Source organism: Kocuria sp. ChxB (genome assembly GCF_044359605.1).
Lineage (GTDB): Bacteria > Actinomycetota > Actinomycetes > Actinomycetales > Micrococcaceae > Kocuria > Kocuria rhizophila.
In genome coordinates, this window is the sequence record NZ_CP121123.1 from 40,061 (window position 1) to 56,252 (window position 16,192).

Annotated in this window: 13 protein-coding genes; 12 read left to right on the top strand and 1 reads right to left on the bottom strand. The window is 71.9% G+C overall.

Going from position 1 to position 16,192, the window contains the following annotated elements; translation table 11 throughout:
* Positions 1-88: 88 nt before the first annotated feature.
* Positions 89-1,201, bottom strand: coding sequence for a polyprenyl synthetase family protein (locus P8S73_RS00185; RefSeq protein WP_396350426.1), 1,113 nt, complete (start codon positions 1,199-1,201; stop codon positions 89-91).
* 215 nt (positions 1,202-1,416) lie between these two features.
* Between P8S73_RS00185 and dinB the strand changes: the two genes are divergently transcribed.
* The 12 genes from dinB (at position 1,417) to murG (ending at position 16,183) form a co-directional block, all read left to right on the top strand.
* Positions 1,417-2,655: a DNA polymerase IV gene (gene dinB / locus P8S73_RS00190; RefSeq protein WP_396350427.1), complete on the top strand. Its 1,239-nt coding sequence runs from the start codon at positions 1,417-1,419 to the stop codon at positions 2,653-2,655.
* Between the two features lie 51 nt (positions 2,656-2,706).
* Positions 2,707-3,099, top strand: a complete 393-nt coding sequence (locus P8S73_RS00195; RefSeq protein ID WP_102613888.1) for a DUF3040 domain-containing protein — start codon at positions 2,707-2,709, stop codon at positions 3,097-3,099.
* Positions 3,100-3,372: 273 nt separating this feature from the next.
* Positions 3,373-3,804: a division/cell wall cluster transcriptional repressor MraZ gene (gene mraZ / locus P8S73_RS00200; protein WP_019310746.1), complete on the top strand. Its 432-nt coding sequence runs from the start codon at positions 3,373-3,375 to the stop codon at positions 3,802-3,804.
* A gap of 378 nt (positions 3,805-4,182) precedes the next feature.
* Positions 4,183-5,166: a 16S rRNA (cytosine(1402)-N(4))-methyltransferase RsmH gene (gene rsmH / locus P8S73_RS00205; RefSeq protein WP_019310745.1), complete on the top strand. Its 984-nt coding sequence runs from the start codon at positions 4,183-4,185 to the stop codon at positions 5,164-5,166.
* Positions 5,163-5,774, top strand: coding sequence for a hypothetical protein (locus tag P8S73_RS00210; RefSeq protein WP_039100804.1), 612 nt, complete (start codon positions 5,163-5,165; stop codon positions 5,772-5,774). Before rsmH ends, P8S73_RS00210 begins: the two co-directional genes overlap by 4 nt.
* 83 nt (positions 5,775-5,857) lie before the next feature.
* On the top strand, positions 5,858-7,711 hold the full coding sequence (locus P8S73_RS00215) for a peptidoglycan D,D-transpeptidase FtsI family protein (RefSeq protein WP_396350428.1): 1,854 nt from the start codon (positions 5,858-5,860) through the stop codon (positions 7,709-7,711).
* 96 nt (positions 7,712-7,807) lie between these two features.
* Complete coding sequence (locus tag P8S73_RS00220; protein WP_396350429.1) at positions 7,808-9,448, top strand: UDP-N-acetylmuramoyl-L-alanyl-D-glutamate--2,6-diaminopimelate ligase; 1,641 nt, start codon at positions 7,808-7,810, stop codon at positions 9,446-9,448.
* Positions 9,445-10,923 (top strand): UDP-N-acetylmuramoyl-tripeptide--D-alanyl-D-alanine ligase, encoded by a 1,479-nt coding sequence (gene murF, locus P8S73_RS00225; RefSeq protein WP_396350430.1) that lies wholly within the window; start codon positions 9,445-9,447, stop codon positions 10,921-10,923. The genes P8S73_RS00220 and murF overlap by 4 nt, the downstream gene beginning before the upstream one ends.
* Positions 10,924-10,928: 5 nt before the next feature.
* Positions 10,929-12,062: a phospho-N-acetylmuramoyl-pentapeptide-transferase gene (gene mraY / locus P8S73_RS00230; protein WP_019310740.1), complete on the top strand. Its 1,134-nt coding sequence runs from the start codon at positions 10,929-10,931 to the stop codon at positions 12,060-12,062.
* Positions 12,063-12,141: 79 nt separating this feature from the next.
* Positions 12,142-13,713, top strand: coding sequence for a UDP-N-acetylmuramoyl-L-alanine--D-glutamate ligase (murD, locus tag P8S73_RS00235; RefSeq protein WP_396350431.1), 1,572 nt, complete (start codon positions 12,142-12,144; stop codon positions 13,711-13,713).
* Positions 13,713-15,053, top strand: a complete 1,341-nt coding sequence (gene ftsW / locus P8S73_RS00240) for a putative lipid II flippase FtsW (protein ID WP_039100807.1) — start codon at positions 13,713-13,715, stop codon at positions 15,051-15,053. Before murD ends, ftsW begins: the two co-directional genes overlap by 1 nt.
* Entirely contained in the window at positions 15,050-16,183 is a 1,134-nt protein-coding gene (gene murG / locus P8S73_RS00245; protein WP_039100808.1) for an undecaprenyldiphospho-muramoylpentapeptide beta-N-acetylglucosaminyltransferase, read from the top strand. The genes ftsW and murG overlap by 4 nt, the downstream gene beginning before the upstream one ends.
* The last annotated feature ends 9 nt before the right edge of the window (positions 16,184-16,192 follow it).

Below are 16,192 nucleotides of genomic sequence, written 5' to 3' on the forward strand. Positions count from 1 at the left end.
CCGACTGAGAACCACGGAGGGCGCCGGCCCGCGGCATGCCCGGACCCCGCCCGCGGCGCGGGGCTCGCGGCCCCTGCTCCGGGGTGACTCAGCGTGTGCGGCGCACCGCCGCGTCCGCCAGCGCCCGCAGTCCCGCGCGGGGCACCTCGCCGGTGGGCAGCACCGCCAACGCCTCGTCCGAGGACGCCACGAGGTCCGCGATGAGCTGCTCGGAGCGCTCGTGGGCGCCGCTGGAGCGCATGAGGTCACGCACCCGCGCCACGTCCTCCTCGGTGAGCCGTTCGCAGCCCAGCACCGATTCGAGCCACTGCCGCTGCGCGGGGGAGCACCCGGCGGAGCAGAGCGCGATCAGGGCGGTGCGCTTGCCCTCCCTGATGTCGTCCCCCGCGGGCTTGCCCGTGGTCTCCGGGTCGCCGAACACACCCAGGACGTCGTCGCGCAGCTGGAACGCCTCTCCCAGGGGAAGGGTGAACGCCGCGCACGCGGCCAGGAACTGCTGGTCCGCACCGGCCAGGGCGGCACCGATGGCCACGGGGTGCTCCACCGAGTACTTGGCGGACTTGTAGCGCAGCACCGTCATGGCGCGCTTGAGCTGCACCGCGGCGTCGTGCGACGGCGGGGCGACCTCCGCGTGGATGTCGAGGTACTGCCCGGCCATCACCTCGGTGCGCATGCTCGAGAAGATGTGCCGCGCCGTGGCGCCCGCCGCAGGGGCCACACCTGCGGCGGCCTCGGCGAAGAGCTGCTCCGCGAAGGACAGACTCATGTCCCCGGTGAGCACGGCGGCACCGACGCCGAAGTGCTCGGGATCCGCGGCCCAGCCGGCCCCGCGGTGGACGGCCTCGAAGACCCTGTGGACGCTTGGCCTGCCCCGGCGGGTGTCCGAGCGGTCCAGGACGTCGTCGTGGATCAGCGCCGCCGTCTGGAACAGTTCGAGTGATGCCGCCGCGGCCACCACGACGTCGCTGCCCGCCTCCCCGCCCGCGGCGCACCAGCCCCAGTGGCACAGTCGCGCGCGCAGCCGCTTGCCGCCGTCCGTGAGGTCGGCGATGGCCGCCACCAGGCGCGTGGCGTCGGGGGAGATGGCGGTGACCCGTTCCCGCTCGGCGGCGAAGAACTCGCGGATGGCGGTGTCGAGCCGGGCGGAGAACTGGGCGTCCTGCGCGGCGGCAGTGGCGGCGGGATCGTCCGTGGAGGTCATTCCGGGGCACCTTTGCTGGGAGGGGTGGCGTGTGCCGGGCCACGCGGGCCGGGCTCGCCCGCGGGGTCCGCGGACCGGCCCGCCCAGCCTAGCCGCACGTCACGGGCTCCGTTCAGCGTGTCGGAGCCGAACCCTAGGCTGGGCTCCGTCCCGGCCCCGACTCGGCGGGGATCTCCGGGTCCGTCCCGGAGGAGTGGAGACGGGAGGCGCACGCGATGGGCGGTCCGAGCCCGCAGCAGCTGGAGGAGTACCGGCGCTGCGCGATCCTCCACGTGGACATGGACATGTTCTACGTGGGGGTCGAGCTGCTCAGCGCACCGCAGCACCGCGGCCGCCCAGTGATCGTCGCGGGTTCCGGGCCGCGCTCCGTGGTGCTCTCGGCCTCCTACGAGGCCCGCGAGTACGGGGTGCACTCCGCCATGCCGGTCTCCCAGGCGCGGGCCAGGTGCCCCTCGGCAGTGCTGCTGGAACCCCACCGGGAGGCCTACGCCCACTACTCGGCGATCGTGATGGACATCTTCCGCTCCGTGACGGACCGGGTGGAGCAGCTGAGCGTGGACGAGGCGTTCGTGGACGTCTCGGGCGCCATCCGCCGCTGCGGGCCACCCGTGGAGATCGCCCGGCGGCTGCGGCGCACCATCCACGAGCGGACCGGGCTCACCGCGTCCGTGGGGATCGGAGAGAACAAGACGGTGGCCAAGATCGCCTCGGCGCACTGCAAGCCGGACGGGCTGCTCGTGGTGGCCCCGGAGCACACCCGGGCGTTCCTCGCCCACCTGCCGGTGGAGCGGCTGTGGGGCGTGGGCAGGCGCACGTCCGAGACCCTTCACGCGGCGGGACTCGCCACGGTGGGGGACATCGCGGACACCCCGCTGCCGCGGCTGCACGCCCTCGTGGGGGTGGCCGCGGGCTCACACCTGCAGCAGCTCGCCCTCGGCCACGACCCGCGCCCCGTGACACCCGCGCGGGAGGAGAAGAGCCTGGGTGCCGAACGCACGTTCCAGACGGACGTGGCGGACACCGCCCAGCTCAAGCGCGTCCTGCTCGGGCTGAGCCACGACACGGCGGCCCGGCTGAGACGCCACGGGCTGCTCACGGGACGGGTGGGGCTCAAGCTGCGGTACGCGGACTTCACCACGATCACCCGCTCGCGCACCCTGGGCCACCCCGTGGCCTCCGCCCACGACCTCTACACGGAGGCCGCCGGTCTGCTCGACGCACTGGGGCCGCGCCCGCAGGCGGTGCGGCTGATAGGTGTCAGGTCCGAGAAGCTCGTGGGATCCGGCCACGCCCTCCAGCTCAGCCTGGACGGCCGCGAGGGGGAGTGGGGAGCGGCAGAGGAGGCCATGGACCGGGTGCACCACAGGTTCGGGCCGGGGGTCGTGCGTCCAGCGAAACTGATGGATCCCACGGTGCCAAACGCCCCGCCACGGGATATTCTGGACGGTACGTGAGGGACGGTCCCACGGCCACCGCCTCACTCTCTCAACCCCACAGGAGGAATCGTGCCTCTCTCCGAGCACGAACAGCAGCTTCTCGCCCAGCTCGAGAAGCAGCTGCACGAAGACGACCCCCGCTTCGCATCCAGCATGCACACCGAGACGGTGCGGGGGCGGGGCTCCATGCGCAACGTCGTGCTGGGGGTCGTGCTCGCGGTGGTGGGACTCGGCGTCCTCCTCGCCGGGGTGTCCACGCAGCTGATCGTGGTGGGAGTGCTCGGCTTCGTGGTCATGGCCGGCGGCACGTACGTGGCCACCCTCCGCAGCAAGGCTCCCACGGGCGCGGCGTCGTCCACGGGCACCACCCCGGGGGGCTCCGGACCCGCCCCGAAGAAGTCCTCCACTTTCCTCCAGGGTCTTGAGGAGAAGTGGGACAGGCGCAACCAGGGCGGGCTCTGACCGGCCCGCCAGAGGCCCTCGCGGCTCCGATCTTCCTCGAACTCCCCGGCGTGTCGCCGGGGAGTTCTTCTGTCTCCGCTCCCGCGGCACCACCGCCCCCGCCCCAGGACAGGGCCCGGTTGCGCCTCCTCTCGAGGGGCCCGCAGACCCTGGATCGGGCTGCCCGGAGAGGCATTGTGGAGCGTTCTGCATTGACCGGGGAGTGGAGTGGAGTAAAGTGGAGGGCGGTAGAGAAGCGGGGGTCGGGCTGGCCCTGAGGCGGAGGCGGTGGCGATGTTTCTCGGAACATACGAACCGCGTCTCGACGACAAGGCACGGCTCATCCTCCCGGCCAAGTTCAGGGCTGAACTGGCGGACGGACTCGTGCTGACGCGCGGACAGGAGCGATGCCTGTACGTGTTCAGCGCGGAGGAGTTCGCCAGGGTCCACGAACAGATGCGGGCGGCGCCGCTGTCGTCCAAGCAGGCCAGGGACTACATCCGCGTTTTTCTCTCCGGAGCCTCGGACGAGGTTCCGGACAAGCAAGGTCGCATCACCATTCCCGCGTCCCTGCGCTCCTACGCGGGCCTGGACCGGGAACTGGCGGTGATCGGGGCGGGCAGCCGCGCCGAGATCTGGGATGCGGCCGCCTGGCAGCAGTACCTCTCGGAGAAGGAAGCGGCATTCTCCGAGACCGAGGACGAGGTCATCCCCGGACTCTTCTGAGGTCCCGGCCCGGTGCCTCGCCGGTGCGTTCCCGGTCATGAGATCTCCAGCCGCCCACGTCACCGTCCTGACTCGACTTCCCCCGAGCCAGGCCGGATTCGAGGGGCGAGCGGCGGATGGGGATCTGGTGACCGGGTGGCCGGCCCGCGGGGCCGCCGCGCCCGGAGACGAATCGGAGGGCCAGGATCGCCGGGTGCGCCGCCCGATCCGAGTCGCCACTGGGCGGTGCGATGTCACTGGGCTGTGATGTCACTGGGCGGTGCCACGTCACCGGCAGGTTCCTCGGCCGCGTCGGCGGGCGGTCACGGCCCGTACCATGGCACAGGGTCCTCGACCCACCCCCCCCCAGCACCACCAGCAACAGACCAGGAGCCCGGCATGGAAGAGGCGCCCGCCGAGCAGCGGCACGTTCCCGTGATGCTGCACCGCTGCCTCGACCTCCTCGCCCCGGCACTGGAGTCCCCGAGCCCTGTGGTCGTCGACGCGACCCTCGGGATGGGCGGGCACACCGAGGCGATCCTCGACCGTTTCCCGCGCGCCAGGGTGGTGGGCATCGACCGGGACCCGCAGGCGCTGCGGCTCGCCGGGCGGCGGCTCGAGCGGTTCGGGGACCGCTTCACGAGCATCCACACCACGTACGACCACATTGCCGACGCCGCCGCGCTGGCGGGCGTGGAGCGGGTGGACGGGATCCTCTTCGACCTGGGAGTCTCCTCCCTCCAGCTGGACGAGCGCGACCGCGGCTTCGCCTACTCCTTCGACGCGCCACTCGACATGCGCATGGACTCCCGGGCCGAGCTCACGGCCCGCACGGTGGTCAACGAGTACTCCGAGGACGAGCTGCGGGACATCATCTACCGGTGGGGTGAGGACCGCTTCGCGCCGCGGATCGCGCGCGCGATCGTGGCCGCCCGGACGCAGGCACCTCTGGACACCACCGCCCAGCTCGTAGAGGTGGTGCGCTCCGCCGTTCCCGCCGCCGCGCAGCACAAGAAGGGGCACCCCGCCAAGCAGACGTTCCAGGCGCTGCGCATCGAGGTCAACGAGGAGCTGGACGTCCTGGAGCGAGCGATCCCCGCGGCCGTGGAAACTGTCAGGGTGGGAGGGCGTGTCGTCGCCATGAGCTACCACTCCCTGGAGGACAGAATCGTCAAGCAGGAGTTCGCTCGCGGTGCGCGTTCCACGGCACCCCGGGGCTTCCCCGTGGAGCTGCCGGAGCACCAGCCGGTGCTGAAGGTCGTCACGCGCGGGGCCGAGCGGGCCCACGAGGACGAGACGGCGGGCAACCCGCGCGCCGCGTCCGCCCGGCTCCGGGCGGCGGAGCGCCTGCGGGAGACCATCACACCAGGGGGGACGCGATGAGCCGAGGACCGGACCGCGCGGCGTCGGCCCCGGAGTCCCCGGGTGACGCGCAGCGGCAGCCGCTGTCCGTGGTGCCACGGCGCGTGCCCCGCCGCAGCCGTGTGTCCACGGTGGTGATGTGCACGCTCGCACTGGCCGCAGCACTCGTGGGCATCCTGCTGCTGAACGTCCAGATCACGCAGGGGCAGTACCAGCTGACCGAGCTCACCGGTCAGGAGCGGGCGCTGTCGCAGGAGAACGAGGCGCTCACGCAGGACATCGAGGCCAACTCCGCGCCGCAGAACCTCGCCGCCCGCGCGAACGACCTCGGCATGGTGCCGGCCCAGGACGTGGGCAGCATCAACGTGGACACCGGTGACGTCACACCGCCGTCCGCACCGGCGGAGAAGAAGGACTCCCAGGACATCCTCGTCCCGCCCGCGGAGATGAAGGGCTCCGACGCCGCCGAGAAGAACCGCGCGGCCGCGGAGGAGCGTGCGGAGAAGCGCGCCAAGGAGGAGGCGGAGAAGAAGACCGCCCAGCGTGAGGCCGACCGCAAGGCCGAGGAGGCGCGGGACCTCAACGGCGGTTCCATCCCCGCGCCGTCGCAGCGCGCGCCCGGTCAATGATCCGTCGGTCCGCCCGGCGGACCGGAACCAGCACCCGTCGGAGGTAGCCGCACCACGCAGGCGTCCAGGAATCGAGGAAGACCGTGTCACCAGCACCCGCGCGCAGGAACCGCCTGCTCAGGCCCTACACGCCCACCCAGGTGGGGATTGCCCTCCTGCTGGCGCTGCTGCTGCTCGTGGCCGGTCGGCTCTTCTGGGTGCAGGGCCTGGACCCCACGGGCCGCGCCGAGACGGCCGCGCAGCAGCGCACCATGGTGGAGCCCGTTCCCGCGGTGCGGGGCGAGATCACGGACACGAGCGGCACCGTGCTGGCCCGCACGCTGCAGCGCTACGACATCACGGTGGACCAGACCGCGGTCACGGAGGTGGCGGTTCCGAACAAGGACGGCACCGTGGAGACGGTGGCGCCCACCCAGGCGGTCTACAAGATCGCCGACGCGCTGGGGATGAAGGACTCGGACGTCAAGAACGCCCTGGACGGCGACAAGACCTTCAACTACGTGGCGCGCGGGGTCACCCCCGAGCAGTACAACGCCCTGCGCGAGCTGAACCTGCCCTACATCTACGGCCAGCCCACCTTCCAGCGCAGCTACCCGAACGGTTCCCTGGGCGGGTCCGTGGTGGGCTTCCTGGGTAGTGAGGGACAGGCCCTCGGCGGCATCGAGCAGACCCAGGACGAGCTGCTGCGGGGCACGGACGGAGAACGCCAGTTCGAGATCTCCGGCGACGGGGTGCGCATCCCGGTGGCGCCGCAGGAGCAGAAGGCCGCGCAGGACGGTTCGGACGTCCAGCTGTCCCTGGACAGCGACGTCCAGTTCTTCGCGGAGCAGGCCGTGCGCGAACGCACCAAGGAGCTCAAGGCCGAGTGGGGCACGGCCGTGGTCATGGATGTGAAGACCGGCAAGGTGCTGGCGCTCGCGGACTCGTCCTCGGTGGACCCGAACGTGCCGGGCAAGGCGGACGCGGTGGACCTCTCCGCGCGCGCTGTGACCCAGGCCGTCGAGCCCGGGTCCACGGAGAAGATCGCCACGCTCGCGGGCGCCCTGGACCGGGGGATCGTGGCGCCGGAGACCGAGATCACCGTGCCGCCGTACCTGCAGATCGGCTCCGAGAAGATCACGGACGCGTTCGACCACGGCACGCAGAACCGCACCGCCGCGGGCATCATTGCGGACTCCATGAACACGGGAACCGTGATCATGGGCTCCAAGATGGGCAAGGAGACTCGCCACGACAACCTCGAGGAATTCGGGGTGGGCTCGGCCACCGGCATCGAGCTGCCCGGCGAGTCCACGGGCATCCTGACCCCGGCCGCACAGTGGGATGCCCGCCAGGAGTACACGGTGCTGTTCGGACAGGGGGTGTCCCAGACACCGCTGCGCACGGCGTCGATCTTCCAGGCGGTGGCCAACGGGGGGAAGCAGATCGAGCCGCGGATCGTGGAGTCCACCACGTCCCCGGACGGCACGGTCACCACGCCCGAGAGCCCCGCCCCGAAGCAGGTGATCTCGGAGACCGCGGCCCAGCAGACCCTGGACGTGATGGAGAACGTGGTCACCCAGGGCGGCGCCAAGGACGCCGCCGTTGCGGGCTACCGCGTGGGCGGCAAGACCGGCACCGCGGAAGCCCCCAGCGAGAAGGGCGGCTACGACGGCTTCACCACGTCCTTCGTGGGAGTGGCACCCATGGAGGACCCGCAGTACCTCGTGGGCGTCACCATGCAGCGGCCGCAGGGCGACGTCCACACCGTGGGCGTGACGTCCACGTTCTCCCAGATCATGTCCCAGGTGCTGCACCACTACAACGTGGCACCCTCCACCACCAAGGCGCCGGAGCTGGACATGCAGGTGCCGGAGAACATCAAGAAGGACGTGACACCCACCAACGCGCTCGAGCAGACCTGGCCTCAGCCGGGCAGGGACGAGTCCCAGGGATAAACTGCGGACTCAGAGCGACAACGCACGAGCAATCACCGGTGAGACACCGGCCCGGGTGGACGGGGCACGTCCGCAGACAGGTTCGAAGAGGTATTCATGGTGGCTTCTGCCCGCGAGGGATCGGATGCGCAGAGCGTGCGTCCGTCCCATCCCGTCCCGCACACGGTCGAGGACGTCGCCCGGCTCACGGGCGCCCGGCTGGTGCCGGTGGCCACGGGCCGTCCGGGCTCCGTCACGGGCGTGGTGCTGAACTCCCGGGAGGTGCAGCCCGGTGACCTCTACGCGGCTCTGCCCGGTGCCCGCGTCCACGGTGCCCGCTTCGCGTCCGACGCCGCCGCGGCCGGTGCGGTGGCCGTGCTCACGGATCCGGACGGAGCGGCGGAGCTCTCGCGGACCGGCGTGGAGCTGCCGGTGCTCGTGAGCCCCGAGCCCCGTCAGTGGGTCGGCTCCGTGGCCGCGGCCGTGTACGGCTCCCAGCCGGAGGACGGCGCGGCCCAGAAACTGTTCGCGGTGACCGGGACCAACGGCAAGACGACCACCACCTACTTCACCACCTCCGTCCTGCGCGCCCTGGGGCACACCACGGGGCTGATCGGGACCATCGAGATCCTCGCCGGAGACACCCCCATCCCGTCGCAGCTCACCACCCCGGAGGCCCCCCACGTCCACAGCCTGCTGGCGCTGATGCGGGAACGGGGTATCACGGCCACCGCCATGGAAGTCTCCTCGCACGCGCTCGAGTTCCACCGCGTGGACGGGGTGCGCTACGACGTCGCGGGGTTCACCAACCTCACCCAGGACCACCTGGACCTGCACGGCTCCATGGCGGAGTACTTCGAGGCCAAGGCCCAGCTGTTCACGGCGCGGCGGACCCGGCGCGCCGTCGTCGTGCTGTCCGAGGACGACCCGTGGGGCGCGGCCATGGCGCGGCGGGCGCGGGAGAACCTCGGGGCGCAGAACGTGAGCACCGTGGCCCTGCGGGGCAGCGACCACGCGGGCCCGGAGGCGGACGCGGCGGACTGGACCCTGAGCTCGCTGACCAGCCGGGGCATCGGCACGTCGTTCGTGCTGCGGCACCGGGACGGCCGTGAGCTGCGCGTGCACACCGGCCTGCCGGGTGACTTCAACGTGGCCAACGCGGCGCTCGCGGTGCTCATGGTGCTGGACTCCGGCGTGGCGCTCGATGCCCTGCAGCGCGCCCTGGACGAGCACGACCCGCTCACCGCGAGCGTGCCCGGTCGCATGGAGCTCGTGGGGACCCGGCCCACCTCCCTCGTGGACTTCGCCCACAACCCGGACGCCCTGGTGCGTGCGCTGCGCTCGGTGGACCCCGAGGACGGCCGCGTGATCGTCGTGTTCGGCGCCACGGGGGAGCGCGACACCACCAAGCGCCCCGTCATGGGCCGCGTGGCCGCCGAGGAGGCGGACGTGGTGATCGTCACGGACGACGACCCCCACGGGGAGGATCCCGGCCCGATCCGCGAGCAGGTGGCCGCGGGTGCCCGCGAGGCCGTGGCCGCGGGGGCCCGCGCCTCCGAGGTGCTGGTCATCGAACCGCGTGCCACCGCCATCCGCACCGCGGTGCGCATGGCCCGGCCCGAGGACGCGGTCATCGTGGCCGGCAGGGGCCACGAGACCGTGCAGGACGTCGACGGCGTGGACGTCCCCCTGGACGACCGCGTGGAGCTGCGGGAGGCGCTTGCCGCCCTGCAGACGCACTCAGAGGAGCAGAAATGATCGCCATCTCCGCCGCCCGGATCGCGGAGGCCGTGAACGGCCGGCTCGCCGGTGTCCCGGACCCCGACTCCGTGACCGTCACGTCCGTGACCACCGACTCGCGCGAGGTTGCACCCGGCACGCTGTTCGTCGCCAAGCCGGGGGAGACCACGGACGGTCACCGCTTCGTGCCGCAGGCCGCGGCGGCCGGAGCCGTGCTGCACCTCACCGAGCGCGAGGTCCTGGACGAGTCCGGCAGCCCGTACCCGTGCGTGGTGGTCGAGGACGTGGTCCTGGCCATGGGCGCGCTGGCGAGCCGCGTGGTGCAGCTGCTGCGGGCCGAGCACCCGGTCACGGTCGTGGCCGTCACGGGGTCGGTGGGCAAGACCACCACCAAGGACCTGCTGCACGGGATCTTCGGCGCGGAGGGCCCCACCGTGGCCCCGCGCAACTCCTACAACGGCGAGGTGGGTGTCCCCCTCACGGTGTTCACCGCCACGGAGGACACCGAGTACCTCGTGATCGAGATGGGCGCCACCCACATCGGCAACATCCGCTACCTGTGCGACATGGTGCGCCCGGACGTGGGCGCGGTGCTGTGCGTCGGCTCCGCGCACGCGGGGGAGTTCGGCGGAGTCGAGAACATCGCCCGCGCCAAGGGCGAGATGGTCGAGGCCCTCACGCCCGAGAGCACGGCCGTGCTCAACGACGACGACGCCCGCGTGCGGGCCATGCGCGAGCGCACCGCGGCGCACGTCCTGTCCTTCGGAGAGGGGCCGGAGCCGCGCGACCCCGCCCACCCGGACCCGCGCGTGTGGGCCGAGGACGTCACCACGGGCGCGGACGGCTGCTCGTCCTTCACGCTGCACTTCCCGGACGGCTCGGCCTTCCCAGTGCGCTCGCAGCTGATCGGGGTGCACCACGTGAGCAACCTGCTCGCGGCCGCCTCGGTGGCCTGCGCGGCCGGGGTGGAGCCCGCGCGCATCGCCGCCGGGCTGGAGGGCCGGGGGGCCCGTTCGCGGTGGCGCATGGAGCGCACCGAACGGCCGGACGGCGTGACCGTGGTCAACGACGCCTACAACGCCAACCCGCAGTCCATGAAGGCCGCGCTGCAGACCCTCGCCCAGCTGGGCCGGGGCGACGCCGAGCACCCACCGCGGCGCACGATCGCGGTCATCGGCGGGATGCACGAGCTCGGTGACGAGTCCATCGCCGCCCACGCGGACCTCGGGCAGCTGCTCGTGCGTCTCAACATCTCGCACGTGGTCGCGGTGGGAGACCTCGCCCGGCCCGTGTTCACCGCGGCAACGCTCGAGGGGTCCTGGGGCGAGGAGGCGGCGTGGGTCCCTGACGCCGAGGCCGCGCAGGAGCACCTCGAGGCCGTGCTGCGCCCCGGGGACATCGTGCTGCTGAAGTCCTCCAACGCCGCCGGTCTCCACCACCTGGGCGACCGCATCGCCCGGCGCGGCTCCGACTCGAACGACCAGGAGGGCTGAGCCCGATGATTCAACTGCTCATGGCCGCGGGACTCGGTCTCGTCTTCTCGATCTTCGGGACGCCCCTGCTCATCAAGGTCCTGGCACGGCACGGCTACGGCCAGTACATCCGCGACGACGGCCCCACCTCGCACCAGACCAAGCGCGGCACACCCACGATGGGCGGCGTGGCCATCCTGCTGTCGGTCGTGGCCGCGTACCTGGTGACCCACCTGATCAGCGTCATCCTCTGGCCCGCCAACGGTGGCATCACGCTCTCCGGCGTCCTCGCGCTCGCCCTCATGCTCGGCATGGGGCTCGTGGGGTTCCTGGACGACTACAAGAAGATCTCCCAGAAGCAGAACCTGGGGCTGACCCCTGCCGGGAAGATGGTGCTGCAGGGCGCGATCGGCAGCGCGTTCGCGGTGCTCGTGCTGTTCTTCCCGGACGAGGCGGGCAACACCCCGGCCTCCACGGCGATCTCCTGGACCCGTGACACCGGGATCGACCTCGCGTTCGCGGGGCCGGTCGTCGGTCTGCTGCTGTTCGTGGTCTGGGTGAACCTGATCGCCACCGGCACCACCAACGCGGTCAACCTCACGGACGGTCTGGACGGGCTCGCCACGGGGGCGTCCATCCTGGTGTTCAGCGGCTACATGCTGATCACGCTGTGGCAGGCGGGGCACCTGTGCGAGAACGTGGCACAGGCCGCGTGCTACGAGGTGCGGGACCCCATGGACCTCTCCCTCGTGGCGTCCGCGCTCGTGGGGTCGCTGATCGGCTTCCTGTGGTGGAACACCTCGCCCGCCAAGATCTTCATGGGGGACACCGGCTCCCTGGGCCTCGGCGGTGCGCTGGCCGCGTTCGCGGTGCTCTCCCGCACCGAGCTGCTGCTCGTGCTGATCGCGGGTCTGTTCGTGGTCATCACGATGTCCGTGATCCTCCAGGTGGGCTACTTCAAGCTCTCCCACGGCAAGCGGATCTTCAAGATGGCGCCGCTGCAGCACCACTTCGAGCTCAAGGGCTGGCAGGAGGTCACCATCGTGGTGCGCTTCTGGGTGATCGCCGGACTCTTCGTGGCGGCGGCCCTGGGCATGTTCTACGGTGACTGGCTGCTGTTCAACGGCGGTGCCTTCCCCGGCACCGAGGTCCTGCACTGACGACGCCGCCCGGCACCCGGGCGCCCCACGATCCACCGCCACCACACACGTTCCGCACGAGGATGAGGCAGACACGGTCATGATGCACGCGAGCAATGACAACCCGATCCTGGAAAACCCCCGACTCGCCGGGCTGACCAGCTGGGACGCCCCGTGGGCGGGGCTGCGCGTGGTGGTCGCCGGGATCGGCGTCTCGGGCTTCGCCGCCGCGGACACCCTGATCGAGCTGGGCGCGCTGGTCACCGTGGTGGACGCGGGGGACACCGAACGCAACCGGCAGAGCGCGGACACCCTGAGGATCGTGGGGGCGAGCGACGTCGTGCTGGGACCGGACGCCATGACCCGCGTGCCGGACGTGGCGGGGGAGCGCCCCGACCTCGTGGTCACGTCCCCGGGGATCCGGCCCACCAGCCCGCTGCTCACAGCGGCGCGCGAGGAGGGCATCCAGATCTGGGGGGACGTGGAGCTCGCGTGGCGCGTGAACCGCAGGCAGGGGCGCAAGACCCCGCAGTGGCTGTGCCTCACCGGGACCAACGGCAAGACCACCACGGTGGGGATGACGGCCTCGATCCTGCAGGCCGCCGGGCTCAAGGCGATCGCCGTGGGCAACGTGGGCACGCCCATCCTGGACGCGCTGCGCGATCCCGTGGAGTACGACGTCCTGGCCGTGGAGCTCTCGAGCTTCCAGCTGCACTGGATGCACTCGGTCTCCCCGCTGGCCTCGGCCGTGCTCAACGTGGCCGAGGACCACGTGGACTGGCACGGCAGCTTCGAGAACTACCGCGCGGACAAGTCCCGCGTGTACGAGAACACCCAGGTGGCCTGCGTGTACAACGCCGAGCAGCCCGGTGCGGAGGAACTCGTGGAGGCCGCGGACGTGGTGGAGGGCTGCCGCGCGGTGGGCTTCACCACGCAGCACCCCGGGCTGTCCATGGTGGGGGTCGTGGAGGACCTCCTGGTGGACCGGGCGTTCGTGGCCGACCGCGTGAAGACCGCCGCCGAGCTGGGATCGGTCTCCGACACCGGCCCCCTCCCCACGCGCCACGGCGTGGCCAACGCGCTGGCCGCGGCCGCGCTGGCCCGGGCCGCGGGGGTGGAGCCGGAGGCGGTGCGGGACGGTCTCCGGGCGCACCACCTCGGGGAGCACCGCATCCAGCTGGTGCTCGAGTCCGAGGGCGTGCGCTGGGTCAACGACTCCAAGGCCACCAACCCGCACGCCGCGCAGGCCTCCCTCTCCGCGTTCGACTCAGTGGTGTGGATCGCCGGGGGACTCTCCAAGGGCGTGACCTACGACGACCTCGTGGCGCGCAACGCCGGCCGCCTCAAGGCCGTGGTGGTCATCGGCACCGACCACGCCGGGCTGCTGGACTCGCTCGCACGGCTCGCGCCGGAGGTCCCCGTGCACCACGCCACCCCGGGCAGCCTCGGCGCGGCCGTCGCGGACGCACCCGCCGCCGCGGACCAGGCACCTCTCGACCCCGCGGACGGGCCTGCCGTGATGCGCCACGCCGTCCGGCTGGCCCACGGCATCGCCGCCCCCGGGGACACCGTGCTGATGGCACCCGCCGCGGCGTCCATGGACCAGTTCGCGGACTACGCGCAGCGCGGCCAGGCCTTCATCCGCGGCGTGCACGAGGAGCTGGGGCTGTGATGAGCGCACCGACCACCGAACGCCCGGCCCCCGCGGACGCCGCCGAGGGCGCGGCCCTGAGCACGAGGATGCGGCGGCTGTGGCACCAGTTCACGGACGGCCCGCTCTACCACTCCTACTACGCGCTGGCCGGCTGCGTGATCCTGCTGACCGGCATCGGCGTGATGATGGTGCTCTCGGCGTCCGCCGTGGAGTCCATCTCGGACTCCCGTTCCGCGTACTCCCTCTTCGCCAAGCAGGCGATGTTCGGGGTGCTGGGGCTGATCGTCATGTTCGGACTGTCCCTCGTGCCCACCCACGTGTACCGCAAGGCCGCATGGCCCGCATGGATCTTCAGCGTGCTGGTCTCCGCTCTTGTCTTCACACCCCTGGGGCGTGAGGTCAACGGCAACCGCAACTGGCTGGTTCTCGGCGGGCAGTCGATCCAGCCCTCCGAGGTCGCGAAGCTGGCCATGAGTCTCGCGCTCGCGGCGGTGCTCGCCGCCCAGGGCAGGGCGGTCGAGGGGGACTGGAGGAAGGCCATGTGGCCGTCCTTCCTGGCGTTCGCCGTCCCCACGGCCATGGTCCTGCTGGGCGGGGATGCCGGAACCGCCATCGTGTTCTGCCTCATCTACGCCGCCGCGCTGTGGTTCGCGGGGGCCCCGCTGAGGATCTTTGCCGCCGGCGGCGTTCTCGCGGCGGGTGCCGGACTGCTGCTGGTGATCGTCGCCCCGCACCGTCTGGACCGCATCACCGGGTGGCTCTTCGGGGACTGCGGGGCCACGGACGCGTGCTGGCAGGCCGAGCAGGGGCTCAACGCCCTGGCCACCGGCGGCTGGTGGGGAGTGGGTCTGGGCCAGTCCCGGTTGAAGTACAACTACGTGCCGGAGGCCCACAACGACTACATCTTCTCGATCATCGGCGAGGAGCTCGGGCTCGTGGGCACCATGATCATCCTGGTGCTGTTCGTCATCATGGTGGTGGCCATGGCCCGGATCCTGACCCGCACCCGCAGCACGTTCGTGCGCATCACCACCGCGTGCATCACCACGTGGATCGTGGGGCAGGCGTTCGTGAACATGGGCATGGTCACGGGACTGCTGCCGGTGATCGGGATCCCGCTGCCGTTCATCAGCTACGGTGGATCCGCGCTCCTCATGACCATGGCCGCCGTGGGAGTGGTCATGTCCTTCGCCAGGGTGCCGCGCACCGTGCGGGTGCGTTCTGCGGGCGGTTCCGCCGAGGCGCAGATCCTGGACGAGCAGGAGGCCCGTGAGCGCGGGCTCGATCCGGACGTCCGCGAGGGGCGGCCCATGTGGCGCGAGCGACTGACCAGCCGAGCAGGAAGGGGCCGAGCATGACCACGACACCAGGACCCGGCACGGAGGAGCAGCGCGCGGGCTCGGCCCGCGTGGTGCTGGCGGGCGGTGGCACCGCGGGCCACATCAGCCCGCTGCTGGCCATCGCACGGGCCATCCAGGAGGCCAGGGCGGACGCCACGGTGTGCGCCGTGGGCACGGCCGCGGGCATGGAGACCCGCCTGGTCCCGGAGGCGGGTGTGCAGCTGGAGCTCATCGAACGCGTTCCTCTGCCCCGCAGGCCCTCCGTGGATCTCGTGCGCCTTCCCCGGCGCATGGCCACCGCCGTGGCGCAGGCCGGTCGCATCCTCGACGCGCAGCAGGCCACCGTGGTCGTGGGAGTGGGCGGCTACGTCTGCACGCCCGTGTACCTCGCGGCCGCCCGCCGCAGGATCCCCGTGGTGATCCACGAGGCCAACGCCAAGCCCGGACTCGCCAACCGGGTGGGAGCCCGGTTTGCCTCCGTGGTGGCCACGGCCTTCCCGGACACGCCCCTGCGCGGAGCGCGCGTGGTGGGCATGCCCATGCGCGAGGAGATCGCCACCCTGGACCGGGCCGCCCAGAAGTCCCGGGCACGCGTGGCCCTCGGACTGCAGCCGGACCTGCCCACCGTGGTGGTCACGGGCGGCTCCTCCGGTGCCCAGTCCATGAACCGCACCGTGGCGGCCGTGGCACGCGAGGTCGGCGAGCACGGCTACCAGCTGCTGCACGTGACCGGGCGGACCAAGGAGGTCCGCACCCCGGACGGCGAGCTGCTGCGGGCCAGGAACTACGTGCAGACCGAGTTCGTGGACGGCATGGAGGCGGTGTACGCCGCCGCGGACCTGCTCGTGGCGCGCGCCGGCGCGGCCACCGTGTGCGAGGTCGCCGCCGTGGGACTGCCCGCCGTGTTCGTCCCCCTGCCCATCGGCAACGGCGAGCAGGAGCTCAACGCCCGTTCCCTCGTGGCAGCCGGCGGTGCGCAGATCGTGGCCGACGACCAGTTCACGCCGCAGTTCTACCGCGACACCGTGGCTCCGCTCGTGTCCGACGCCGCTCGGCTGGACCGCATGGCCCGCGCCTCCGCGGCCCACGGCGTGCGCGACGCCGCCCAGGTGATGGCCCGCCTGACCCTCGACAGCGCCCGGCGCTGACCCCCCCCG